Origin of the sequence: Acinetobacter sp. YH01009 (assembly GCF_013420765.1) — a bacterium.
Lineage (GTDB): Bacteria > Pseudomonadota > Gammaproteobacteria > Pseudomonadales > Moraxellaceae > Acinetobacter > Acinetobacter amyesii.
In genome coordinates this window covers 231,928-255,231 of the sequence record NZ_VOYE01000001.1, presented here as the reverse complement: position 1 = coordinate 255,231, position 23,304 = coordinate 231,928, and the positions used below count along the sequence as shown (strand labels likewise).

At 41.4% G+C, this 23,304-nt stretch carries 23 protein-coding genes; 10 read left to right on the top strand and 13 right to left on the bottom strand.

Features of this window, described 5'->3' with window-relative positions:
* The first annotated feature begins 97 nt into the window (after window positions 1-97).
* Complete coding sequence (locus FTT76_RS01230) at window positions 98-493, top strand: hypothetical protein (protein ID WP_180007577.1); 396 nt, start codon at window positions 98-100, stop codon at window positions 491-493.
* Between the two features lie 70 nt (window positions 494-563).
* Complete coding sequence (locus tag FTT76_RS01225) at window positions 564-2,135, top strand: PT dipeptide repeat lipoprotein (protein WP_180007576.1); 1,572 nt, start codon at window positions 564-566, stop codon at window positions 2,133-2,135.
* A 111-nt stretch (window positions 2,136-2,246) separates the two neighbouring features.
* On the opposite strand, the gene FTT76_RS01220 is transcribed toward FTT76_RS01225, so the two are convergent.
* The 12 genes from FTT76_RS01220 to rplU all read right to left on the bottom strand — a co-directional run bounded on the left by FTT76_RS01220 (window position 2,247) and on the right by rplU (window position 11,025).
* Window positions 2,247-2,747, bottom strand: a complete 501-nt coding sequence (locus FTT76_RS01220) for a hypothetical protein (protein WP_218946185.1) — start codon at window positions 2,745-2,747, stop codon at window positions 2,247-2,249.
* A 168-nt stretch (window positions 2,748-2,915) separates the two neighbouring features.
* Window positions 2,916-3,395, bottom strand: coding sequence for a tRNA (cytidine(34)-2'-O)-methyltransferase (locus tag FTT76_RS01215; protein WP_111885295.1), 480 nt, complete (start codon window positions 3,393-3,395; stop codon window positions 2,916-2,918).
* A gap of 38 nt (window positions 3,396-3,433) precedes the next feature.
* On the bottom strand, window positions 3,434-4,138 hold the full coding sequence (locus tag FTT76_RS01210) for a hypothetical protein (RefSeq protein ID WP_180007575.1): 705 nt from the start codon (window positions 4,136-4,138) through the stop codon (window positions 3,434-3,436).
* A gap of 3 nt (window positions 4,139-4,141) precedes the next feature.
* Window positions 4,142-5,536: a siroheme synthase CysG gene (cysG, locus tag FTT76_RS01205; protein ID WP_180007574.1), complete on the bottom strand. Its 1,395-nt coding sequence runs from the start codon at window positions 5,534-5,536 to the stop codon at window positions 4,142-4,144.
* A gap of 73 nt (window positions 5,537-5,609) precedes the next feature.
* Window positions 5,610-6,881, bottom strand: coding sequence for a serine--tRNA ligase (gene serS, locus FTT76_RS01200; RefSeq protein WP_180007573.1), 1,272 nt, complete (start codon window positions 6,879-6,881; stop codon window positions 5,610-5,612).
* 117 nt (window positions 6,882-6,998) lie between these two features.
* A complete protein-coding gene (locus FTT76_RS01195) occupies window positions 6,999-7,790 on the bottom strand; it encodes an RsiV family protein (protein WP_180007572.1) in 792 nt (263 codons plus the stop codon).
* 161 nt (window positions 7,791-7,951) lie between these two features.
* The gene (gene lolA / locus FTT76_RS01190) at window positions 7,952-8,647 is read right to left on the bottom strand and encodes an outer membrane lipoprotein chaperone LolA (RefSeq protein WP_111885313.1); all 696 of its coding nucleotides are present in this window, start codon (window positions 8,645-8,647) and stop codon (window positions 7,952-7,954) included.
* 232 nt (window positions 8,648-8,879) lie between these two features.
* Entirely contained in the window at window positions 8,880-9,422 is a 543-nt protein-coding gene (locus tag FTT76_RS17780) for a YadA-like family protein (protein WP_180007571.1), read from the bottom strand.
* Between the two features lie 10 nt (window positions 9,423-9,432).
* Entirely contained in the window at window positions 9,433-9,993 is a 561-nt protein-coding gene (locus FTT76_RS17745) for a hypothetical protein (RefSeq protein ID WP_180007570.1), read from the bottom strand.
* A 92-nt stretch (window positions 9,994-10,085) separates the two neighbouring features.
* Window positions 10,086-10,256: a hypothetical protein gene (locus FTT76_RS01175; RefSeq protein WP_180007569.1), complete on the bottom strand. Its 171-nt coding sequence runs from the start codon at window positions 10,254-10,256 to the stop codon at window positions 10,086-10,088.
* 183 nt (window positions 10,257-10,439) lie between these two features.
* Window positions 10,440-10,694 (bottom strand): 50S ribosomal protein L27, encoded by a 255-nt coding sequence (gene rpmA, locus FTT76_RS01170; protein WP_067764378.1) that lies wholly within the window; start codon window positions 10,692-10,694, stop codon window positions 10,440-10,442.
* A gap of 19 nt (window positions 10,695-10,713) precedes the next feature.
* Entirely contained in the window at window positions 10,714-11,025 is a 312-nt protein-coding gene (rplU, locus tag FTT76_RS01165) for a 50S ribosomal protein L21 (protein ID WP_078191390.1), read from the bottom strand.
* Between the two features lie 459 nt (window positions 11,026-11,484).
* Between rplU and sdsA the strand changes: the two genes are divergently transcribed.
* The 8 genes from sdsA (at window position 11,485) to FTT76_RS01125 (ending at window position 22,199) form a co-directional block, all read left to right on the top strand.
* Window positions 11,485-12,462: an All-trans-nonaprenyl-diphosphate synthase gene (gene sdsA / locus FTT76_RS01160; protein WP_078191391.1), complete on the top strand. Its 978-nt coding sequence runs from the start codon at window positions 11,485-11,487 to the stop codon at window positions 12,460-12,462.
* A gap of 31 nt (window positions 12,463-12,493) precedes the next feature.
* Window positions 12,494-14,545 (top strand): site-specific recombinase, encoded by a 2,052-nt coding sequence (locus FTT76_RS01155; RefSeq protein WP_180007603.1) that lies wholly within the window; start codon window positions 12,494-12,496, stop codon window positions 14,543-14,545.
* Between the two features lie 152 nt (window positions 14,546-14,697).
* Window positions 14,698-15,294 (top strand): phosphatase PAP2 family protein, encoded by a 597-nt coding sequence (locus FTT76_RS01150; protein ID WP_180007568.1) that lies wholly within the window; start codon window positions 14,698-14,700, stop codon window positions 15,292-15,294.
* Between the two features lie 42 nt (window positions 15,295-15,336).
* Window positions 15,337-16,602, top strand: coding sequence for an efflux RND transporter periplasmic adaptor subunit (locus FTT76_RS01145; protein ID WP_168378125.1), 1,266 nt, complete (start codon window positions 15,337-15,339; stop codon window positions 16,600-16,602).
* Between the two features lie 12 nt (window positions 16,603-16,614).
* Window positions 16,615-19,794 (top strand): efflux RND transporter permease subunit, encoded by a 3,180-nt coding sequence (locus FTT76_RS01140; RefSeq protein ID WP_180007567.1) that lies wholly within the window; start codon window positions 16,615-16,617, stop codon window positions 19,792-19,794.
* On the top strand, window positions 19,794-21,248 hold the full coding sequence (gene adeK, locus FTT76_RS01135) for a multidrug efflux RND transporter AdeIJK outer membrane channel subunit AdeK (protein WP_078191396.1): 1,455 nt from the start codon (window positions 19,794-19,796) through the stop codon (window positions 21,246-21,248). Before FTT76_RS01140 ends, adeK begins: the two co-directional genes overlap by 1 nt.
* A gap of 147 nt (window positions 21,249-21,395) precedes the next feature.
* The gene (locus FTT76_RS01130) at window positions 21,396-21,752 is read left to right on the top strand and encodes a YbjQ family protein (protein WP_078192212.1); all 357 of its coding nucleotides are present in this window, start codon (window positions 21,396-21,398) and stop codon (window positions 21,750-21,752) included.
* A 3-nt stretch (window positions 21,753-21,755) separates the two neighbouring features.
* Complete coding sequence (locus FTT76_RS01125; RefSeq protein ID WP_111885285.1) at window positions 21,756-22,199, top strand: YbjQ family protein; 444 nt, start codon at window positions 21,756-21,758, stop codon at window positions 22,197-22,199.
* A gap of 33 nt (window positions 22,200-22,232) precedes the next feature.
* On the opposite strand, the gene FTT76_RS01120 is transcribed toward FTT76_RS01125, so the two are convergent.
* Window positions 22,233-23,249 carry a hypothetical protein gene (locus FTT76_RS01120; RefSeq protein ID WP_180007566.1) on the bottom strand — a complete coding sequence of 339 codons (1,017 nt, stop codon included), beginning with the start codon at window positions 23,247-23,249 and terminating at the stop codon, window positions 22,233-22,235.
* Window positions 23,250-23,304 lie beyond the last annotated feature (55 nt).

Genomic DNA, 23,304 nt, shown 5'->3' with positions numbered 1-23,304 from the left:
CTAAATTTTCGCATTTTATAATTATTTAAACACCGCGAATGTTATGAATCCGTCAAATATCACGCGGAATGACATAACAAAGTAAAGGAGAAAGTTCATGAAAATTCGTCATTTAGTCATCGTTAGCAGTCTGTCTTTAGCTTCAATACCGGTATATGCAGGTTTTGCCGATACCATGCGTGATTTAAGAAATACGCTGAATCAATTTAATGAAACATCCAAAGAAGTATCGAATACCGCAAAAGAATGGACAGGCAGTCAGGCCACGACTAATTCAAATTATGCTGCAAATGGTTTCAGTATGGGACAGCAACTTAGACCTAAAATTAATAATCTACCGCTTTATAAAACTGCCGATAAATCGAGCCAAGTCATTAATAAACTGTCAAAAAATGCAGATATTATTTTTGCGGGAAACATGACTAAAACAGGTTTGATAGAAGTCACTACAGAACATGGCAATGGCTGGATTGAATCACACCTTGTTCAATAAATCTTGATTTTAAATGTTTATACAACCGCATCAGCCGTACATAACAACTTTACTCTATTGAGCACTAGTCATGAATAATAATCACAAAATCAGCATTATCGCTGCTGTATTTACGACATTGGTGGGCTGTGGTGGATCAAGCTCCAATGATGGTGGCGCGACACCTACACCTACACCTACACCTACACCTACACCTACACCTACACCTACACCTACACCTACACCTACGCCAACGCCAACGCCAACAACTGTAGCGGATAAATTCACAGGTGAATGGATTCAAGGGAACTCTGCTCTCGGTAACAGTAATTGCGATTTACCACAAATTTCAATTCATAAAACCAGTGAAAATTCAGTCAGTGCACTGAACGAAGAACTTAAATATGCGGTACACAATAGTTCAAGCAAAACCTGCAGCGGCGAATTTATTTCCAAACGCTATCAATTACTTCATGACATGGTTATAAGTGAAATACAGCCGGCTGCAACACTAAATAACTTTGAATATCATGCGATTAAGTTTCAACCAGTCAGGGGTGGCGCGACTACCAACCGTGTCTTAACTTTTTTAAATAATCATTCTTTCTGCGTAATTAATGCGACGATTTCAAATCCAAGCTATATCATCATGCAACGTGGTCTAATTACTGACCCACTCAAGGACAGCCGCTGCTATACAAAAAATTCCAATGAATTCTTCACCAATTTAAAACCGAAAACCAAAATCACAACTGCAGACTTCAAGACTGAGAGCTTTATTAATACCACCGACACTGTGAACTTCTTGGCTCAGCTCAATACAATGGGACAAAGTGGTTATAAGTTAATTGGCTATGATTCTAAAACTTTGGACAATGGCAATGTTAATAGCTACATGAAACTTGCCAATAAAAATACGCGTTTCAATCATATTGTGGCAGATCGTACAGCACCCTCTACCGCTGACATTTATTTTACATGGCGTAATCAGTTAAACGAAAAAGGCAAATCAGGCTATCAATACCTGCATAGCGTCAGACCAACCAATGCCCTGAATTTCAAAGATTATTTTATTAAGAAGGAAAATGATACCGCAACATACACCTATGACAGCGGCTATGTTTCCCCACTCGTCGACCCAGTGCAACTGGAAACCATACTTAATACACTGGGTGCCCAAGGCTGCCGTATTATTCAGTTCAAAAACTATTTCACAGGTTTACGACCTGAAGTTCTGAACGGCAAACAAAATAGTCCTAAAGTTGCAACCTGTATAAATAGCAGCGCACACCATGGCACTTACAGCTATCGCTATAAAACTTACCCAACCGGCAGCAATAGTGTAGAACGCAGCATAAAATTACAGGAGATGATCGATGAGCAAGCTAAAGACGGTTACCGCTTAGTCAGCCGTGCTTTAGATATGAGTTCAACCACCAAAAACGGTATGCTGTTTATGAAAGACAGTGAAAACACCAATGTCGGTGAGTTTAAAGTCTTTAGCGAAACTGTCTTTGCAACGTCGACATTTAACGACGTCTTACTGAAACGTCTTCAGCAGCAAGGTCAATTGGGTTGGTTATACACCAGCGGTCAACTGCTGTTTGCAAATAATCCAAAACATCTGCAAACAGAGCTGAGTGACTTTAATCTAATTGATTAATTCACGAGGTAATTTGAGCTTTTAAAAGTACTTAAGCTTTTCTATGTCCTTGTTGTTTCGACATCAAGGACATTAATTATTGAAATGGATCAAAGCAATAATACACACCGATTATTTTAAGCGGCAGTTAAAACCCATCTTGGTATCTACTATATTTTTTTCATAACCTAAACTTTGAATAAATTGATTTCGATCTGCTACTAACTGCTGATCGGCAGGGCTAAGACGCGCTTTATTTTTTTGAGCCAAGCTGTATGTTTCATTGACTAAGTCTTGATATAGCCCACATACTTCCTGACGCTTTGCTTTTTTCAATTGGCGACCACCATACCAAGAACGCTCAAAATCGTCGGCTTTTAGTGTTTTTCCCCATTCCTCAATACGCTGATTTTGCCTTTGCTGCATTTCCAGCATGCCCTGCTGGATTTCAGCCTTAGTAAAAGGCTTGATCACCTCAACCTTCGGTACAACTGGAACATTTTCTGTAGTTGCAGTGACGGTCACTGGTGTCTGTTCTGTTGTGTTCGATACGGTTGGATTAGCCCAACTCATTGATGAAATGAATCCGGTCGCAATCACGACACCAAAAGCTTTTAAATTTATAGATTTCAAGTTTTAAGTACCCGTTTTATTTCTTCACAGTGTTCTTATACACATTTTTATATTGATGCTGAAGTTTTTAAGCCCTTATTTTACAAAACTTCATTGCTGTAAACGGTTCACTGTGTTCACTCCCAATAAAAAACCGCTCGATAGAGCGGCTTTTTGAACAGATCACACTTAGACCAATTCTTTAAAGTCTTGCTGACGCCAAGCTTCATATAAAATCACAGCAGTAGCATTGGACAAGTTTAAACTGCGTGAATTTGGTGCCATCGGCAGGCGAATCCAATGTTCTTTCGGGAACATCATACGGACATCTTCTGGCAAACCACGTGTTTCTGGCCCCATCAACAATGCTACAGGGCGATTTAGATTAGAGGTATGCGGTGTTTCAAATCCTTTGGTGGTTAATGGATAAATGGCATCCATCTCAATACCTTGCGCTTTTAAGCCCGCAAGGCATTCTTCAAAGTTTTCCCACACTTTCATGTGCGCCCATTCATGATAATCCAAACCGGCGCGGCGAAGTTTTTTATCATCCAGCTCAAAGCCTAATGGCTTGACCAAATGCAACTGCGCTCCAGTATTGGCACATAAACGAATGATATTCCCTGTATTTGCAGGAATTTCTGGCTCGTATAAAACAACATGTATCACGTATTTTCTCTATATTAAATTGTTTGATAAATACATATTTACCAAGATTTGACCAACTTCACTTTTGCAATCCCCCATGGGACTGCTTCAAGTCCTGACGATTCATCATTTAGAAAATCTTCAATTTCAGACTGTCTTGAAGAATCATCAAATAAATTATTGTAATTAAGTTCTAAATTGAATTTCTCACAAAGCCTATCTGCAAGATGGTGACAATGAAAACTGTGAAAATCTCCACAAGGTTCTATGCCAATATAGTCATAGCCTAAAAGTAATTCATTTGTATCTTCAGGTTCAACAATTACCTTCTTCAAACATGCATAAAGGCCGACCTCTCCTATATTAGGAAAAGCAGGTTTATAAATTTCAAGAATATCCTGTCTATATTCTTCATCAATATACATTGATAATAAGTGAACATTTTGACAATGCTCAAAGAATTTATGCTTATATTCTAAAGCAGTTTCAATATCGTAAAAGAGGCTGATCCAACCAACCTGATCTTGCAAACTATGTTGATCAGCCCACTTCCGCAAGTTACTCAATTGCAAATTAGACAAATTAAACTGGCTTTGTACATCTTCTATTTTAAAATGTGCATTTTTAACGCATGAATAAGACCAATCGCTAATCAAATGATCATTAATGCAAGAACTGCAAGTACGAATAAATTGATTAGCCCTGTTCAATAATGCATGCTGTTTAAGCCGCAACAAATAATAGCCAGCAAAATAATAGGCCATCCATCAATCCAGCCATTGAAGCTGTTCACGCAGACTCACCACATCACCAATAATCGTCAATGTAGGCGCCTGAATTTGGTATTCACTGACTTTAGATGCAATATCTGCCAATGTCCCGACCACGACTGTTTGTTCAGGTGTCGTCCCTTTAGAAACCAATGCGACAGGCATGTCTGAACGCTGCCCATGCGCGATGAGTTTCTCACAAATTTTTTCTAGACCGACCAAGCCCATATACAGCACAAGCGTTTGATTTTGATAAACCAACTCATTCCAAGGCAGCTCAGGCGAACCTTCTTTCAGATGGCCTGTCAGGAAGCGTACACTTTGCGCATAATCACGATGCGTTAAAGGAATCCCTGCATAAGCCGAACAACCAGATGCAGCAGTAATCCCTGGAACGACTTGGAAGGCAACGCCTGCCGCAAAAAGTTCCTGAATTTCTTCACCGCCGCGGCCAAAGATGAATGGATCTCCGCCTTTTAAACGGCAGACACGTTTGCCTTCACTTGCATATTTCACCAGTAAGGCATTGATGCCTTCTTGCGGAACAGCATGATTAGATCGTGCTTTACCTACGTAAATTTTTTCAGCGTCACGGCGGCAGAGGTCCATAATCGGCTGAGAAACCAAACGGTCATAGATCACCACATCCGCTTGCTGCATTAAACGCAGGGCTTTTAAGGTCAGCAGTTCAGGATCACCCGGCCCTGCACCCACCAAATACACCTCGCCTTTCGGCTGTTTCCATTCCAATATGGCCTGTTCAATCAAACGATTGGCTTCGGTCAAATTGTCATTAAATACCTGCTCTTTGAGCGGACTTGCATACAAGTCTTCCCAAAAAATACGGCGTTCATCTGGATTGACGATTTTGGATTTAACGGCTGCGCGCCACTTACCTGAGAACTCAGCCAGTTTGCCCATGCCATGCGGTATTGAGCTTTCTAACTGGGTGCGTATTTGACGCGAGAGTACTGGCGATGTGCCATTGGATGCTACGGAGATGACCAGCGGAGAACGGTTAATAATCGCAGGAACCATAAAACGGCAATGCGGCGGATCATCAACACTATTGACCAAGACATTTTCAGCTTCGCAGGCTTCAAAAACCGCCTGATTGACCGCTTTGTCATTGGTTGCTGCAATCACTAAACGAAACTGACGCAGCGCAATGGCATTTTCTTGATAAACCGATTCGTGATAAATCGAGTTGAGATATTGACCTTGGGTTTTATTAACCAAGGTCAATAAATCATCTTCAATTTCGGGTGAGCAAACTGTCAGCTGAGCGCCCGCTTTTGCAAGCAGCACAGCCTTTCTATATGCAATTCGACCACCACCAACAATCAGACAAGGTTGCTGCTGCAACTTCAAAGAGATTGGAAAGATATCCACACACGACCTCAATAGTTTAAATCTGATTGTCTTAAGCAATTTTTGTGCACAAATGTATGCACTTTATCGACTATTAATCGATAAATTCAGCACCGCCCATATATGGACGAAGTACTGCTGGAATTTCAATTGAACCGTCTGCACGTTGATAGTTTTCCATCACGGCAAGTAAAGTACGACCAACTGCCAAACCTGAACCATTCAGCGTGTGTACAAACTCAGTTTTCTTTTGGTCAGCACGGTAACGCGCTTTCATACGGCGTGCTTGGAAGTCACCCATGCATGAGCAAGATGAAATTTCACGGTAGGTATTTTGACTTGGCACCCAAACTTCTAAATCATAAGTTTTGATTGCACCAAAGCCCATGTCTCCGCCACACAGAACGACTTTACGGTATGGTAAGCCTAATGCTTGAAGAATACCTTCGGCATGACCCGTTAATTCTTCCAAAGCATCCATCGAAGTTTCAGGTTTTACAATCTGAACCATTTCTACTTTGTCAAATTGGTGTTGACGGATCAAACCACGTGTATCACGGCCATACGAACCCGCTTCGCTACGGAAACATGGCGTATGTGCTGCATATTTTAAAGGTAGACGTTCTGGGTCAATGATTTCATCACGCACGAAGTTGGTTACAGGCACTTCTGCAGTCGGGATCAGGTAGTATTCTTTTTCGCCTTGAAGTTTGAATAAATCCTCTTCAAATTTAGGCAATTGGCCTGTACCACGTAAAGAATCTGCATTAACTAAATAAGGTACATACGCTTCTGTATAGCCATTTTCCAAGGTATGTGTATTTAACATAAATTGGGTAATTGCACGCTGTAAACGCGCCAATGGGCCTTTGAGTACGCTAAAACGAGTACCTGTCAATTTGGTTGCGGTTTCAAATTCTAAACCGCCCATCATTTCACCCAAGTCAGTATGGTCTTTGATCTCAAAATCAAACTGACGTGGTGTACCCCACTTTAGAACTTCAACATTGTCATTTTCGTCTTTGCCTTCTGGCACAGACTCATGAGGTAAATTTGGAATCGATAAAGATTTGGCTTCAAGTTCAGCCTGAAGCTCAGAAAGTGCAACTTCTGCGGCTTTAATTTCATCACCAATAGCAGACATACGTGCCATGATTTCAGATGCATCACCGCCAGCTTTTTTAATTTGACCAACTTGTTTTGCACCAGCATTACGTTCAGCTTGTAACGACTCAGTTTTAGACTGAATTTCCTTACGGCGAGCTTCAAGGTCTGCCCACTCTGCTACGTTAAGTTGAACACCACGTTTTGCTAAGGCTAAGTTTACAGCCTCAATATTATTTCTGAGTAATTTCGGGTCGATCATAGCCAATCTTAAGTAAAGAAAAAAACTGGCTATAGTGTAAGCTCTTAACACTTAAAAATACAGTGACCGAGCTTACAGGTGCCCCTTATTAGACCAATAATCTTGCTTCAAATTGTCTTATTTGGTTTCGTAATTTGGCAAACTTGGTAAATATTCAGGTTTAAATAGCTCTTTAGCCATAAAATATGGAAGTTTTAGCTCAGGCATGCCCTCTGCGTAGCTCGCCAATTCATACAATGGATAAGCAAATACGATCCCGTTCGCGCCATAATAAAAATTATCGCTTAACTGTAGTTTTGAACGTTCAATATCGTGACTATCCAACCACATATAGTTGGCATCAAAAAGTGCGCTAATCACTTTCGCGTCTGCACCTTTGACCAAGACATCTTGTAAAGCCAAACGTTTTTTGGCTTTTAAATCAAAATTGACATATTCAACATGCGACATGCCATGAGCCGCATGCGCTGCGTAGGTATAGCTTTCGATTGCAAAAGTTGCGATATGTCCCCACTGACTAATATATCGAACAGAAGTGGTACTTTGACTTAGGCCTGCATCCGTCTTGTCTGATAAATCGATTTTTTGATTCGGCTCAGTTGAAAATGCAATCGGGTCTGCTTTTTTAATCCGATCAGTAAAATATTGATTAATCCAATCAACATTGGTTTCAACTGTTTGAATCCTATATTGGGTACAACCTTCCGCATCGCAAGCTTGAGCTTTTGGTAATTGCATCTCAACAGATTTAGATTGAATAAGTGGAATCGCATCAGCGACGACCGCTGGCTTCTGTTCCGTTGTTTCACCTTCAACAGGTTCATTTCGAGGATGGCAGGCCGTTAATGACCCGACTAAAACCACAGCTGAAACAGCCCAAGCTATATTATTCATATGATTTTTTTTCATCCCAAAATTCCCTATAGCAACAGTCAAAACCACAAGTCACTTCATTTAAGCAAACTGTGAATATCAGCATACTACTAAATTTCTCTTATATTCAGCTTGCTGGCTTTACATTTCTCCATAAAAAAAGCAGACGGATGTCTGCTTTTTTTCGATTATGAGAATTATTGATCAATAATGTCCGTACCTTTTGGAGGTACAAAATTAAAGGTTGACGCTGGAATAGACGCATTCACCTTCACATTATTGAAACGTACATGGGTTGTTTGACCTAATGAGTCTTGGAGAATCATTAAAGTCGGCGCATTTTTCGCACCAAAACTAATGGTTAAGCTTTGAAACACACCATCATCACTTTTTGGATATAAAGTGTAATAAGTTTTCGTCTTATTCGGCTGTGTAATACGATAAGACTTCATAATTTGAGCCGTATTACCCGACAATAATAATGCAGGCGTATTCGCAACTTGGTCATCTAAGCTTTGGCGTACCGCTTGTTGTAGGTCTGGATCATAGATCCAAACTGTTTTACCTGTAGTCGCAATGGTTTGCTTAGATGGGCTGGTTGTTTCCCAATAGAATTTACCCGGGCGCTGAACTTTCATGACCCCAGTAAAAGTCTGGTTCATATGCTGCGCACTTAAACCTTTCTTTTGAGTTGCTTTGGGGTTAGTCACTTTTGTAGTTTGCTGAAAGTTAGCTGTAAAACTTTTAATACCCGATAATTGTTTCACCAAATTTGCAGTTGCCTGCTGCTCCGACGCTGCAACTGGTGCCGCGAATACTGTCGTACTCATAACCGGTGCCAGTGTCGCTGCACCTAATGCCATAGCACAGATGGTTTTACGAAGCATTTTCATAGATTCACCTTTTATATTTGCATCAACGCAATTTGTTAGATGGCTCCATCTTAAACCACTTTCATTGACTAAATTTAGAGAAAATAAGAAGTTTTGTATGGTTATTAATGCAAATTGCTGTTTTTTATTCATCATGATGGAGAAATATAAAATAAAAAGGCACTTGATTTGATTCAAATGCCTTTCAAATAGTTAAACAACGATTTAGCAATTTTAATAATCCAATATTAAGTTACTTCCATTGCCAACCGATCGATGCACCAGCGCCAAAGTCACCTTCAGAGTTCCCTGTTGCAGCCAATTTATACACATATTTATTGCTCTCAGTTACTCCACTAAAACCTACTGCATAGCCTTGTGAACCTTCCCAAGTCCCCATACCTACACTGAACATGTTATATCCAGCATCTGTGGGTTGAGGTAAGGAGGCGATTGCAATACTTGAAGCAACAGCACCGTAAACATTATCTTTAAATTTATTGAAATTATGGTTCAATTCATTCACACGTTGATTGGTATAACTATTGGCTTGATTAAGTACATTTGCCCCATGCTGATCTGTATATGCTTTTGAACTATTTAACACTACTAGATCTGCTTGACGTATTTGTTTCACGTTTACCGCATCGGTGTCTGCCGTACCAGCTGCCACATGGATAATTTGCCGCTCTGCACCAGCCGAGCCAACGGAAACCGTATTATTGCGGTCAGAGCTTGAACCATTGCCAAGTACAACAGCATTATTTGCAGAGGTGTTGATATTGTTACCAACCACATAGGTATTATTACCTGTGACTGTTTGAACCTACAGCACCAGATCCATCACCACTGACTGTATTGTTTACACCGAGGGCAATAGACTGATTACCATCAGCTTTATTACCTGCACCGACTGCAATCGCATCTTGTCCATTCGCAGTTGGTTTAGGTGCTGTATTGGCAACGTTTGATTGAATTTTAATGTACGGATCTGTTTCTTTTAAGCTCAACAACCATTCAACTTCAGTACCGACAAATCCATTTTTTATCGCAAGTTCATACGCACTGAAACCATTTTCACCAGTTAGTCCTTGTGCGCCAACTGCACCACGTAGACTTTCTAACCATTGGTCTTCATTGCCTTCATAACCATTGCTCACCGCAACTTGATAAGCACTTGCACCATCTAGACCATTGCTGCCATTCAGACCGTTCAACCCATCCTTACCATCGATGCCGTCTCGGCCATTGAGTCCATCTTTACCAGTAGCGCCTGTTGCTCCTGTATCGCCTTTGTCACCTTTAGCTCCGGTTGCACCTGTTGCTCCTGTATCGCCTTTTTCACCAGCAGGACCTTGAGGTCCCATTGGCCCTTCTGGGCCAGGAATTCCACTATTGCAACGATTACAAGTATGCTCAGGATATGACGAGCCACTCCCACCAGCCCATGCAATTGAACCTAAGAAAATAAAATACTCACAGCTAGTAATTTTGGTACAGCTTTAATAGCGATTGAAGTTATTTCACCAAGTCCTAGTGTCTTTTCAAATGCAATTTGTTGGCTTTTATCAGGACAATTCCTTTTCTGATAGTCAGCATTGATAAAAACTGTATTCAATATTTTATTCATGTCACTATCCTTTTTTTGTATTTGTACTCCTCTATTACGCTCTTTAATTTTTTGTGATTTAAATCACTATTTATGGTGATTTATTGATATATACAACGTTTTTAACAATCTAAAAAAATACATCACATTTTCTTCAGACGAAAAAAAAACCCGCAAAAAATGCGGGTTTTTTTCTATTCAAGCTTACGCTTCAACAGATACGTAGCGACGACCGAATTGGCCTTTCACTTCGAATTTTACAACGCCGTCAGCAGTTGCAAATAAAGTATGGTCACGGCCCATACCTACATTTACACCAGCGTGGAATTCAGTACCACGTTGACGAACGATGATGTTACCAGCAGTCACAGATTGACCGCCGTAGATTTTAACACCCAACATTTTTGGGTTCGAGTCACGACCGTTTTTAGTCGAACCACCGGCTTTTTTAGTTGCCATGTCTACTTACTCCTCGTAATTAGCCTGAAATAGCTGTAATTTTCAACTCAGTGAACCATTGACGGTGACCTTGTTGTTTACGATAGTGTTTACGACGACGCATTTTGATGATGCGGATTTTGTCGTGACGACCATGGCTAACTACTTCAGCAGTTACTTTAGCGCCAGCTACTACTGGTGCACCAATTTGAATGCTGTCACCGTTAACAAGCATCAACACGTCATCAAAAGTAACAGTTGAGCCAGTTTCAGCTTTCAATAATTCTACTTTAAGGGTTTCACCCTCAACTACACGGTGTTGTTTACCACCGCTTTGGATTACTGCGTACATTTAAGTACTCCAAACATGCCCGTGTTGTCGTGCCGGTAAAGGGATATACCGATCTTAAAACGATCGTCACTGGGGTTTCGCAAAGGCAAAGATTTTAAGGGATAACCCGAAAAACAACAAGTCATTTCCGTAAAATATTAGATGAGTATGCGTTTATTATATAAACAGTGTCATTAAAAGTATTAAAATGAGTGCTCTATTTCACTTATCATGCTTTTGACAAGGTTTGACATAGATTTTTAGCAACAATTCGCTAATATACACTGGACTGACATCAACAACATGCTGTTCAAACAACATGCTAAAGATAAAAGTCTGTTAAAAAATAAGTACAATACTTCCGCTTGATGAAAAAAATCACTTAAGATTAAGTCAATTGAGTAAGTTCTTATCTGTTATTCATATAACAAATTGCTACACTACGTCTGTAATTCAAAAATTATTGAGGTTTCTCTTCATATGACCATCGACTTTAAGCAAGATATTCTCGCGCCTGTTGCTACTGACTTTGCTGCGATGGACAAATTTATTAATGAAGGGATCACGTCTAAAGTTGCCTTGGTCATGGCAGTCAGTAAACATGTGGTTGAAGCAGGCGGTAAACGCATGCGTCCCATTATGTGCTTACTTGCAGCAAAGGCTTGTGGCGCAGAAGATTTAGAAAAACACCGTAAACTTGCAGCAATTATTGAAATGCTGCATACCGCGACCTTGGTACATGACGACGTAGTCGATGAATCGGGTTTACGCCGTGGCCGCCCAACAGCAAATGCGACATGGAATAATCAAACTGCCGTACTTGTGGGTGATTTTTTGATTTCTCGCGCTTTTGATTTATTGGTGGATCTAGACAGCAAAGTATTACTCAAAGACTTTTCAACGGGTACCTGTGAAATTGCTGAAGGTGAAGTTTTACAACTTCAATCACAGCATCAACCAGAAACCACGGAACAGACCTACTTAGATATTATTCACGGCAAAACATCACGTTTATTTGAGCTCGCTACCGAAGGTGCAGCGATTCTGACTGGTACACCAGAGTACCGTGAACCGCTTAGAAAATTTGCCGGACACTTTGGAAATGCCTTTCAAATTATTGACGATATTTTAGATTACACCTCAGATGCTGAAACATTAGGTAAAAATATTGGTGATGATTTGATGGAAGGTAAACCAACTTTACCTTTAATCTCTGCCTTAAAGAATACAACTGGCGAAGAACATGACATTATTCGCCGCAGTATTGCCACAGGTGGTACGGCAGATTTAGAGCGTGTTATTCAGATTGTACAAAGCTCTGGGGCACTTGATTATTGTAGCCAACGAGCGACTGAAGAAACTGAGGCAGCACTTGCCGCTTTAGCAGCACTACCAGATACTGAATATCGTCAAGCTTTAATCAACCTCGCAAACTTGGCATTACACCGAATTCAATAATTAACAATATTCATCGTAATTCCCCTTGCCTATGCATATAAAACTCAATGATATCTTTTTGACCATGCAGCAACAGCTCGATACCCCTCGGGCTGTGCTGGATGAAAACTTGCTGATCGAATTGGTCAACCGAATTCGACCAGAAGATACAAAAAATACTGACGAAATTAAGAAAAAATTTCAGGCTTTCATCCAAGCTTTACTCATCACGCCAGATGCAGCCTCTACCTTGCAAAGTTTTGTCCTGAAACTCATTAGCCGATATAAACAAACCAGTTTATATGCGGACACAGGTATTTTGTCTCTCGATGGTTTTTGGGGACAACTGTTCCAACGGCTTGGCGCACATTTTCTTCCTCTGATCAATGACGAAACTCAATTACAAGATTTAGTCCGTCGAGTTTTTTATCGTCATAGCGACAAATATTGGCTGGACAATATTGATGATCAGCAATGGATGCAGCTCTTTCGATTGTTTAACCAAGGCCATAGCAATCAGGAAGAAAAAAAGAAAATTCGCCGTGAGTTAATTAAAGCCATTACCGTTTTGTCCTATCGGGTAAGTGGTATTGGCTTATATCCTGAATTTATTAATGCACAGCCTGAACTGACCGAATATGAATCACCTTTTTTGGTGCAAAACCGTGAAATAAATGATTTTATTCAGCAGTATAAAAAGCTCCATCAAAGTGCTGAAGAAATGAGTGCTGTGCTACCGCCAGATGCTTCTCAAGCGTTGGTAATGCTGGAACAATGTCGTGATGTGGTGCTGAAGATTCGGCGTGCGACCAAACGAATTGGCGTAAGTGTCAGCCTGACTTACTTATTGTCGCTTTTAGAACAGTGTTTAGATCGCTTAGAAATCTTACTCAACCTGATTGTTGAAGAAGATGATGTCCGCTATGTGTCTATGGGTAGTTTACTCAGTGATGTGACGTCAGCGATTTATAGCGAGCGCAGTGTGCGCGATTTGCTCGCCACCAATAGTGAATTGGTTGCCCTACAAGTCACCGAAAACGCAAGTAAAACTGGCGAACACTATGTAAGTACGGACAAACAAGGCTTTATGAGCATGTACCGATCTGCGGCAGGTGCCGGTGTGATCATTGCATGTATGGCAACTTTAAAAGTGCTGATGGCCCGTGTCAGCATGGCACCGCTCATGCAAGCCATTTCATATAGTCTGAACTACTCTTTCGGCTTTATGCTGATTCATGTCTTACATTTTACTGTTGCCACTAAACAGCCTGCGATGACAGCTGCCGCCCTTGCCTCGACGGTTCAGCATCGTAAAGGCTCGAAAATGGCGCAGATTGCCGAACTTGCCGCGCTAATTATTAACATCATTCGAACCCAGTTTATTGCAATCTTAGGCAACATCAGTATTGCGATTCCTGTTGCAGCATTGATCGCATTAAGTTGGGACATGGCTTTACATGAGCCATTAATGAATCATGCAAAAGCAGCTAAAACCTTACACGACCTCAATCCATTTACCTCACTGGCTGTGCCACATGCTGCGATAGCTGGAGTATGTTTGTTTTTATCAGGTTTGCTTGCTGGGTACTTTGACAACATGGCGATCTATCGCAAAGTTGGACCACGGATTCAAGCACATCCAAAGTTAAAACGCATCATGGGTCAAGAGAGACTGGATAAGCTTGCCGCTTACATTGAGCGAAACTTAGGTGCTTTAGCAGGTAACTTCTTATTCGGGATCATGCTGGGCAGTATGGGAACGATTGGATTTATTTTTGGTTTACCTTTAGATATTCGCCATATCGCCTTCGCCTCGGCCAACTTCATTCAAGGCCTCATCAATATTAATGGTTCACCAGACATTGGCTTAATCATTGTGTCATTCTTAGGAGTTATTCTGATCGGTCTGACTAACTTATTCGTCAGTTTCACGTTAACCATTATTGTGGCACTACGGGCACGTCGCGTAAGATTTGAACAATGGAAACCACTGGCTAAATTGGTGATGACTCATTTTCTAACGCGACCAAGTGACTTTTTCTGGCCACCGAAAACCCCACTTGAAGTTGAAGATGGCACACAAGCCAGTAAGAACAATCATTAGCAGATTTGTGTTTTATTTTAGTAAGATGTAAATGAACACAAAAAATAAAATCAGTATGATTTACACATACTTGAAATAAAGTGTACTGATGAGTACACTTTAGTCCATTAATTAACCGAGCTCAAACCGGTTAAAATGACAAGGAATAAAATATGCCACGAACGCTACTGTTTGTTGGTTTTTTTGCATTAATTATCAGTGTGTTGTCGCTTTATTCTAGCTATTTAAATCTATTAGATTTAAATATCGTGGAATGGATGAGTCAGCACCGTATTGCTGTTTTTAATCAAATTACCATCGGACTTTCGGCGCTAGGCGGCATGCCTTTTGTATTATTTTTCACCACGCTATGGTGTTTACACTTTGCGTGGTATAAAAAATATACAGAAATTGTTTTTATCAGTATAGGGATCTTTGGAAGTATCGGCCTTGCATGGTTGCTTAAATTTACGTTTACCAGACCGCGTCCCCCAGAAATGTACCATCTTGTAGCGTCTTACGGGAGTTCATTCCCAAGCGCACACAGTTGTTATGCTGCATCGCTTGCGTGTCTGATGATCTTGATTTACCGACAACATGCTCAACATCGCTTGATCACCATTTTGGCATTGTTATGGATGCTGTGTATGGGTGTTTCGCGAGTATATGTTGGGGTTCATTTTCCGACAGATGTCTTATCCGGTTGGAGCATAAGTTTTATTTGGATCGCGCTACTTTATTTGAGTTACATCAAAATCAGTAAAGCGTAAACAAATGAATAATTTAGATAAATATCTAATTGAGGTGGAACAATGATGTCTGCAAAGCTTTGGGCTCCCGCCCTGACTGCTTGCGCATTGGCAACAAGTATTGCACTTGTTGGTTGTAGCAAAGATCCTAAAGATGCACAGCAAGCTGCTGCTGCACAGCAAATGCCACCAACTGAAGTCGGTGTCATTGTTGCCCAACCGCAAAGCGTTGAACAATCTGTTGAACTTTCCGGCCGTACATCTGCCTATGAAATTTCAGAAGTACGTCCACAAACCAGTGGTGTAGTACTGAAACGTCTATTTGCAGAAGGCAGTTATGTTCGCGAAGGACAAGCCTTGTACGAGATCGACTCGCGTACAAACCGTGCTTCAGCTGACAGTGCTCGTGCTGCTTTAACACGTCAACAAGCAAACCTAAACGTGTTACGTGTTAAAGAAGGTCGTTACCGTCAGCTTGTTGGCTCAAATGCGATTTCTAAACAAGAATACGACGATATTGTTGCTCAAGTTAAACTGGCTGAAGCAGATGTTGCTGCATCTCAGGCAGAACTTAAAAATGCAGAAATTAACTTAGGTTACTCAACTGTACGTGCGCCAATTTCAGGTCAAACCAACCGTTCAACAGTGACAGCGGGTGCTTTAGTTACTGCATCTCAGGCTGATCCATTGGTAACAATTCAACGTCTTGATCCAATGTACGTTGACATTAACCAATCAAGTGCTGAACTTCTTCGTCTACGCCAACAGTTAAGCAAAGGCAACTTAGACAGCAGTAATAACACCAAAGTGAAATTACGTCTTGAAGATGGTAGCGAATACCCAATTGAAGGTCGTCTTGCATTCTCTGATGCAAGTGTGAACCCTGATACAGGTACGGTTACCCTTCGTGCTGTGTTCTCTAACCCGAACCATTTATTGCTTCCGGGTATGTTTGCCAATGCTCGCATCGTTCAGGGTGTGATTCCAAACGCTTACCTCATTCCACAAGCTGCTATTACACGTACCCCTACAGGTCAAGCAATGGCAATGATTGTGAATGCAAAAGGTGCTGTTGAATCTCGCCCTGTAACCACTGTTGGTACACAAGGTTCGAATTGGATCGTGACTCAAGGCTTGAATACTGGCGATAAAGTGATTGTTGACGGTATTGCGAAAGTTAAGCCAGAGCAACAAGTTGTAGCCAAACCGTATCAACCTCAGGCTGCTGCACCTCAAGGTGCTCAACAACCTGCTGCAGCAAAAGAACAAGGTAAAGCAACAGAACAAGCAGCGCCTAAAACTGAACAAAAAGCTACTTCAAACGCATAAGGAGTAGACTGAATGGCTCAATTCTTTATTCATCGCCCCATTTTTGCGTGGGTGATTGCATTGGTAATTATGCTAGCGGGTGTACTCACGCTATCTAATATGCCAATTGCACAGTATCCGACCATTGCGCCGCCAACGGTTTCAATCTCTGCGACTTACCCAGGTGCGTCTGCAGAAACAGTTGAAAACACCGTAACCCAAATCATTGAACAACAAATGAATGGTTTGGATGGCTTACGTTATATTTCGTCAAACAGTGCGGGTAACGGTCAGGCATCTATTACATTGAACTTTGAACAAGGGATCGATCCAGATATCGCCCAAGTTCAAGTCCAAAACAAACTCCAGTCTGCGACAGCGTTATTACCTGAAGATGTACAGCGTCAAGGTGTAAAAGTCACCAAATCTGGCGCAAGCTTCCTACAAGTTGTAGCATTCCACTCACCATCGGGTAAGTTGACTGCGGACGACATTAAGGACTATGTAAACTCGAATATTTCTGAACCTCTCAGCCGTGTGGCAGGTGTAGGTGAAGTCCAAGTATTTGGTGGCTCTTATGCGATGCGTATTTGGCTAGATCCAGCCAAAATGGCAAACCTACAAGTTACACCGAGTGATGTGGCTGCGGCTATCCGTACACAGAATGCTCAGGTTGCTGTTGGTCAGTTAGGTGGTGCGCCTGCAACTGAAGGTCAAGTGCTGAACGCGACAGTTACAGCACAAAGTTTGTTGCAAACGCCTGATCAATTCAAAAATATTTTCCTGCGTAATAGTATCAATGGTGCTCAAGTACGTTTAGGTGATGTTGCACGTGTTGAATTAGGTGCAGACAACTATCAGTTTGACTCTAAGTTCAACAACAAACCTGCTGGTGGTGTAGCGATCAAACTAGCAACTGGTGCAAACGCATTAGACACAGCCGAAGCTGTTGAAGCACGTTTAAAAGAACTACGTCCAAACTACCCTGAAGGTTTAGAAGACACGCTTGCATTTGATACGACTCCATTCATTAAGTTATCGATTGAAAGTGTTGTACATACCCTTGTAGAAGCCGTGATTCTCGTATTCTTTGTGATGTTCTTGTTCTTACAGAACTGGCGCGCAACGATTATTCCGACATTGGCTGTACCTGTAGTGGTATTGGGTACTTTTGCTGTCATTAACATGTTTGGTTTCTCTATCAACACTCTCACCATGTTCGCGATGGTACTGGCGATTGGTCTCCTCGTGGATGATGCAATTGTTGTCGTAGAGAACGTTGAACGTGTCATGGTTGAAGATCATCTTGACCCAGTGACTGCAACTGAAATCTCAATGAAACAGATCTCGGGTGCCCTCATCGGTATTACCTCTGTGTTAACCGCTGTATTCGTGCCGATGGCATTCTTCGGTGGTACGACAGGTGTAATTTATCGTCAGTTCTCAATCACGCTGGTAACAGCAATGATTCTGTCATTGATTGTGGCATTGACCTTTACCCCTGCCCTATGTGCGACCATGTTGAAACAACATGATCCAAACAAACCTGAAAGCAACAATATCTTTGCCCGTTTCTTCCGTTGGTTTAACAGCTCTTTTGATAAAGTTGCGCATAAATACCAAGGCGGCGTGAACTTCATGACACACCACAAGATTTTCTCTGGTGTGATTTATGCAGTTGTAATCGGCTTATTAGTGCTTTTATTCCAAAAGTTACCATCATCATTCTTACCTGAAGAAGACCAAGGTGTTGTAATGACACTGGTACAGTTACCACCGAATGCCTCACTTGAGCGTACGGATAAAACTGTCACTGCAATGACCGATTACTTCCTGAAAAACGAAGAAAAATATGTCGAGTCTGTATTCAGTGTTGCCGGCTTCTCGTTCACAGGTGTGGGTCAAAACGCAGGTCTTGCTTTCGTCAAGTTAAAAGATTGGGAAGACCGTACATCACCTGAATCTCAAGTAGGTGCGATTATTCAACGTGGTATGGCATTGAACATGATCGTGAAGGATGCTTCATACATCATGCCAATCCAATTACCAGCAATGCCAGAATTGGGTGTAACTGCTGGCTTCAACTTGCAGTTAAAAGCTTCTGCAGGTCAAACCCATCAACAACTTATCGATGCCCGTAATATGGTGCTCGGTATGGCTGCTCAAGATAAACGCCTCATGGGTGTTCGTCCTAACGGTCAAGAAGATACGCCACAGTACAAAATCACGATTGACCAAGCTCAAGCCGGTGCTATGGGTGTCAGCATCTCTGAAATCAATACCACAATGGGTATGGCATGGGGTGGTTCTTACATCAACGACTTCGTTGACCGTGGTCGTGTGAAGAAAGTCTATGTACAGGGTGAAGCTGCGGCACGTATGATGCCTGAAGACCTGAGCCAGTGGTATGTTCGTAACAACCAAGGCACAATGGTTCCATTCTCGACCTTCGCTACTGGCGAATGGACTTATGGCTCACCACGTCTTGAACGTTATAACGGTATCGCATCTGTGAACATTCAAGGTTCACCGGGTGTGGGTGTAAGTTCGGGCGACGCGATGAAAGCGATGGAAGAAATTGTACAAAAACTTCCTTCGATGGGCGTTCAAGGCTTTGACTATGAATGGACTGGTTTATCTCTAGAAGAACGTGAGTCTGGCGCACAAGCACCATTCCTATACGCACTTTCATTGTTAATCGTCTTCCTATGTCTTGCTGCCTTGTATGAAAGCTGGTCTATTCCGTTCTCAGTATTACTGGTTGTACCATTAGGTGTATTGGGTGCGTTATTACTGACTTTCCTTGGAATGGTGTTCTTCAAAAATCCAAACTTGGCGAATAACATTTACTTCCAGGTGGCTATTATTGCCGTCATTGGTTTGTCCGCGAAGAATGCGATCTTGATCGTAGAATTCGCCAAAGAACTTCAAGAAAAAGGTGAAGATCTGTTTGACGCAACTTTGCATGCCGCTAAAATGCGTCTACGTCCAATTATCATGACCACTTTAGCCTTTGGTTTTGGTGTACTTCCGCTTGCCCTTTCTTCGGGTGCAGGTGCAGGTAGTCAGCACTCTGTAGGTTATGGTGTATTGGGTGGCGTAATCAGTTCTACCCTACTTGGTATCTTCTTTATTCCTGTGTTCTACGTATGGATCCGAAGTATCTTTAAGTACAAACCAAAACAACAAAATAATCAGGAGCATTTATCGTGATGCAAAATGTATGGTCTATTGCAGGTCGTAGCATTGCGGTTTCTTCACTTGCGCTTGCTTTGGCTGCCTGCCAAAGCATGCGTGGTCCAGAGCCGGTTGTTCAGACCAATATCCCCGAAAGCTACACAGCAAGTGCTTCTGGCACTTCTGTGGCTGAGCAAGGATATAAAGATTTCTTTGCTGACCAACGTCTGGTACAAGTTCTTGACTTAGCTTTAGCCAATAACCGTGACCTACGTACGGCTGCTTTAAATATTGAACGTGCACAACAACAGTATCAAATCACTGCCAATGGTCAATTACCAACCATTGGTGCAAGTGGTAGCGTACTTCGTCAAGACACGTTGAATACGCAAAAGCCTGTAACTTCTTACAATGTCGGTTTAGGTGTCACTGCCTATGAACTTGATTTTTGGGGTCGTGTACGTAGTTTAAAAGACAACGCCTTAGATAGTTACCTTGCAACTGCAAGTGCCCGTGATGCAACGCAAATTGCGCTCGTGGGTCAAGTGGCTCAAGCATGGTTAAACTATGCGTATGCCAACTCAAACTTGAAGCTTGCGGATCAAACCTTAAAGGCTCAGCTTGAATCTTATAATCTCAACAAAAAGCGTTTTGATGTCGGTATCGACAGTGAAGTTCCTGTTCGTCAGGCTCAAATTTCTGTAGAAACTGCACGTAATGATGTTGCGAACTACAAGACTCAAATTGCTCAAGCACAAAACTTATTGAACCTATTAGTGGGTCAACAAGTGCCTGCGAACTTGCTGCCGAACCAACGTGTCAATCGAATTACTTCGACCAATACCATTGGTTCAGGTATTCCAAGTGACTTGTTAAACAACCGTCCAGATGTCCGTGCAGCTGAATACAAACTGTCTGCTGCTGGTGCGAACATTGGTGCAGCTAAAGCACGTCTGTTCCCTACGATTAGTCTAACAGGTTCTGCGGGTTATGCTTCAACGGACTTAGGTGATCTATTTAAATCAGGCAACTTTGTATGGTCTGCTGGTCCTAGCCTAGATATTCCAATCTTCGACTGGGGTACACGTCAGGCCAATATTAAAGTTTCTGAAACTGACCAGAAAATTGCATTGTCTGATTATGAAAAATCAGTTCAGTCAGCTTTCCGTGAAGTGAATGATGCGCTTGCAGTTCGCCAAAACATTGGTGACCGTATTGCGGCACAGCGCCGTTTAGTTGATGCAACCAATACAACTTACAAACTATCAAATGCCCGCTTCCGTGCTGGTATTGATAGCTACTTAACTGTACTGGATGCACAGCGTGCTTCTTATGCAGCTGAACAAGGTTTGTTGTTGCTTGAACAAGCAAATCTCAACAACCAAGTTGAATTGTATAAAACACTTGGTGGTGGTATCAAAGCCAACACTTCTGATGCTGTGCAATACCAACCTTCTACTGCTGAGCGTAAAGCTGCATCAAAACAATAATTTGAGTTAGCCTAGCCCGTAATATTTGAAAAGCTCACTTCGGTGGGCTTTTTCTTTAGATCGGAGCTACAAAATAAAAATGAACATATTGCTTTTTGCTGAAGAGTTTCCTATCTTCAATTCACCTTTTTATATTGATAACTAAAAATGCTTTTAAGTAATCTTGAATCTGTTCCGGGTCATACCATTACACAACAACTTGATGTCGTTTATGGCAGTACTGTCCGCAGTAAACATGTTGGTCGTGACTTTATGGCTGGCCTAAAAAATATCGTGGGTGGTGAACTCAAAGGTTATACAGAACTACTCGAAGAATCCCGTCAAGAAGCTATGAGCCGTATGATTGACAAAGCACGTGCCTTAGGCGCGAATGCGGTCGTCGGTATCCGTTTTTCAACCTCAAATATTGCTCAAGGCGCCTCTGAATTATTTGTGTATGGCACGGCAGTTCGCGTAGAAGCCAACTCAGCAAAACTACCAGACCCATTTCCAACTCAGGACTAAGTCATGGATGCCTTTATTTTTAAAGTCCTGATCTTTGTGGTGCTCTTTTGTATTGGTTGGGGCTTCGGTCGCCATATCGAACAAAAGCATCTCAAAGAACTCGAAGCTCAAGAAAAGCGTTTGGCACATATACGAATAGACAACAACCGCTTTAAAACTACTGAACATTTTGGACAACTGATTTCAAGTAATGTGGTAATTTCGCATGATTATTTTAAATATGTGATTGCCAATATTCAGAACTTCTTTGGCGGACGTTTGACCAGTTATGAAAGCATCGTCGATAGGGCACGTCGTGAAGCCGTGGTGCGTTTAAAGCAAGAAGCTGAAAAGATGGGCGCAACGCAAATTATGGGCCTGCGTCTAAGCACCACTGAGTTGGGTATGCAAGGCGGCATGGTCGAAGTCTTTGCGTATGGAACAGCAATTCAAAAGAGAGACATCTGATCTCTCTACTTCTCCCCAATTCATTTTTACTATTTAATTTACTTTACACAATGTGTTTTCAAACTCTTCATAACTCACATTTTCATTGCGACAAATTTTAAAGCAAACCTCATTAAATTTCTTTTCATCAATATTTGGATCATGATAACTAAATGCAACATCTCCAGCATAAGCACGTGCCAGATCTTGCACCACAATGTCAGCTTTACATCCATATAAAGTTGGACATGCCTCTAATGTTCCTTCGTAATACTCTTTACACTGAGTCGGTTCGACATCCACCTTATTGGGTTTTTGCATCGACACATTTAAACCATTTTCATTCATTAGAAGAAAATATTGAAGTTTTCTAAATGGTTTTAAGTCAATCTCGAGTCCCGAATGATTGATACGAGCCAATTGATCTTTGTAAGAATTATGATCATCTGAGATTAACTCTGCATTACCAGCTTTGTCGATTTTGATAAAGTTATAGTTGACAGGCATATATGCACCACTCCCCTTATGTGCAATCACTTCGATCAAATGATCTTTCGCAATAAATGCTCCTGTAAATACAGTCGATTCAACACTGGTCAGCAACTTACCTTTCACTAAAATACAATATCCAAAACATTGATCTTTGAATCTAGCCTGATCGCCTTTAAAATCATCAACAGGATGAAATTCAGCTCGCCATTTAAAATCACCAATTTTATTCGAGCTATAAGGTAATTTATCAACATCTGAATCTTGAGGATTTTGACTGTAATACTCAGACTTCAATAATCCTTTTTCATCAAATAGTGCTTCGATCGGTAACCACCCCTCATTTGGTCCTCGTATTACAACTTCTGCACTCGCCGCTTCAACATTAGGTTCAATCTCAACAGATTCAGTAACTGGTTCTGATACAGTTCCTATTTCTTTTTCAGGCTTTTCGAGCGTTGACTTCTGCTCAATTTTTTGAGTTTTCTGTTTAAAATAAAAATAAGCCACCGTACCAATTACACCAATGATTGCGCACAAAATGATGGCTATTCCCCATTTGTTAAAATTATTCTTTTTCATTTCTTATAATCTCGATACTCATTAAAAAAGTCACTGTTAAGAGTGACTTTTAAAC

Excerpts from the sequence above, each read along its gene's own strand:
- FTT76_RS01225 (WP_180007576.1), top strand. The coding sequence starts at position 564 with ATGAATAATAATCACAAAATCAGCATTATCGCTGCTGTATTTACGACA.
- lolA (WP_111885313.1), bottom strand. The coding sequence starts at position 8,647 with ATGAAAATGCTTCGTAAAACCATCTGTGCTATGGCATTAGGTGCAGCG.
- serS (WP_180007573.1), bottom strand. The coding sequence starts at position 6,881 with ATGATCGACCCGAAATTACTCAGAAATAATATTGAGGCTGTAAACTTA.
- FTT76_RS01145 (WP_168378125.1), top strand. The coding sequence starts at position 15,337 with ATGATGTCTGCAAAGCTTTGGGCTCCCGCCCTGACTGCTTGCGCATTG.
- rplU (WP_078191390.1), bottom strand. The coding sequence starts at position 11,025 with ATGTACGCAGTAATCCAAAGCGGTGGTAAACAACACCGTGTAGTTGAG.
- FTT76_RS17745 (WP_180007570.1), bottom strand. The coding sequence starts at position 9,993 with ATGGGACCTCAAGGTCCTGCTGGTGAAAAAGGCGATACAGGAGCAACA.
- FTT76_RS01155 (WP_180007603.1), top strand. The coding sequence starts at position 12,494 with ATGCATATAAAACTCAATGATATCTTTTTGACCATGCAGCAACAGCTC.
- adeK (WP_078191396.1), top strand. The coding sequence starts at position 19,794 with ATGCAAAATGTATGGTCTATTGCAGGTCGTAGCATTGCGGTTTCTTCA.
- FTT76_RS01130 (WP_078192212.1), top strand. The coding sequence starts at position 21,396 with ATGCTTTTAAGTAATCTTGAATCTGTTCCGGGTCATACCATTACACAA.
- FTT76_RS01195 (WP_180007572.1), bottom strand. The coding sequence starts at position 7,790 with ATGAAAAAAAATCATATGAATAATATAGCTTGGGCTGTTTCAGCTGTG.
- FTT76_RS01230 (WP_180007577.1), top strand. The coding sequence starts at position 98 with ATGAAAATTCGTCATTTAGTCATCGTTAGCAGTCTGTCTTTAGCTTCA.
- FTT76_RS01210 (WP_180007575.1), bottom strand. The coding sequence starts at position 4,138 with ATGGCCTATTATTTTGCTGGCTATTATTTGTTGCGGCTTAAACAGCAT.
- FTT76_RS01140 (WP_180007567.1), top strand. The coding sequence starts at position 16,615 with ATGGCTCAATTCTTTATTCATCGCCCCATTTTTGCGTGGGTGATTGCA.
- FTT76_RS01120 (WP_180007566.1), bottom strand. The coding sequence starts at position 23,249 with ATGAAAAAGAATAATTTTAACAAATGGGGAATAGCCATCATTTTGTGC.
- rpmA (WP_067764378.1), bottom strand. The coding sequence starts at position 10,694 with ATGGCAACTAAAAAAGCCGGTGGTTCGACTAAAAACGGTCGTGACTCG.
- sdsA (WP_078191391.1), top strand. The coding sequence starts at position 11,485 with ATGACCATCGACTTTAAGCAAGATATTCTCGCGCCTGTTGCTACTGAC.
- FTT76_RS01150 (WP_180007568.1), top strand. The coding sequence starts at position 14,698 with ATGCCACGAACGCTACTGTTTGTTGGTTTTTTTGCATTAATTATCAGT.
- FTT76_RS01175 (WP_180007569.1), bottom strand. The coding sequence starts at position 10,256 with ATGAATAAAATATTGAATACAGTTTTTATCAATGCTGACTATCAGAAA.
- FTT76_RS01125 (WP_111885285.1), top strand. The coding sequence starts at position 21,756 with ATGGATGCCTTTATTTTTAAAGTCCTGATCTTTGTGGTGCTCTTTTGT.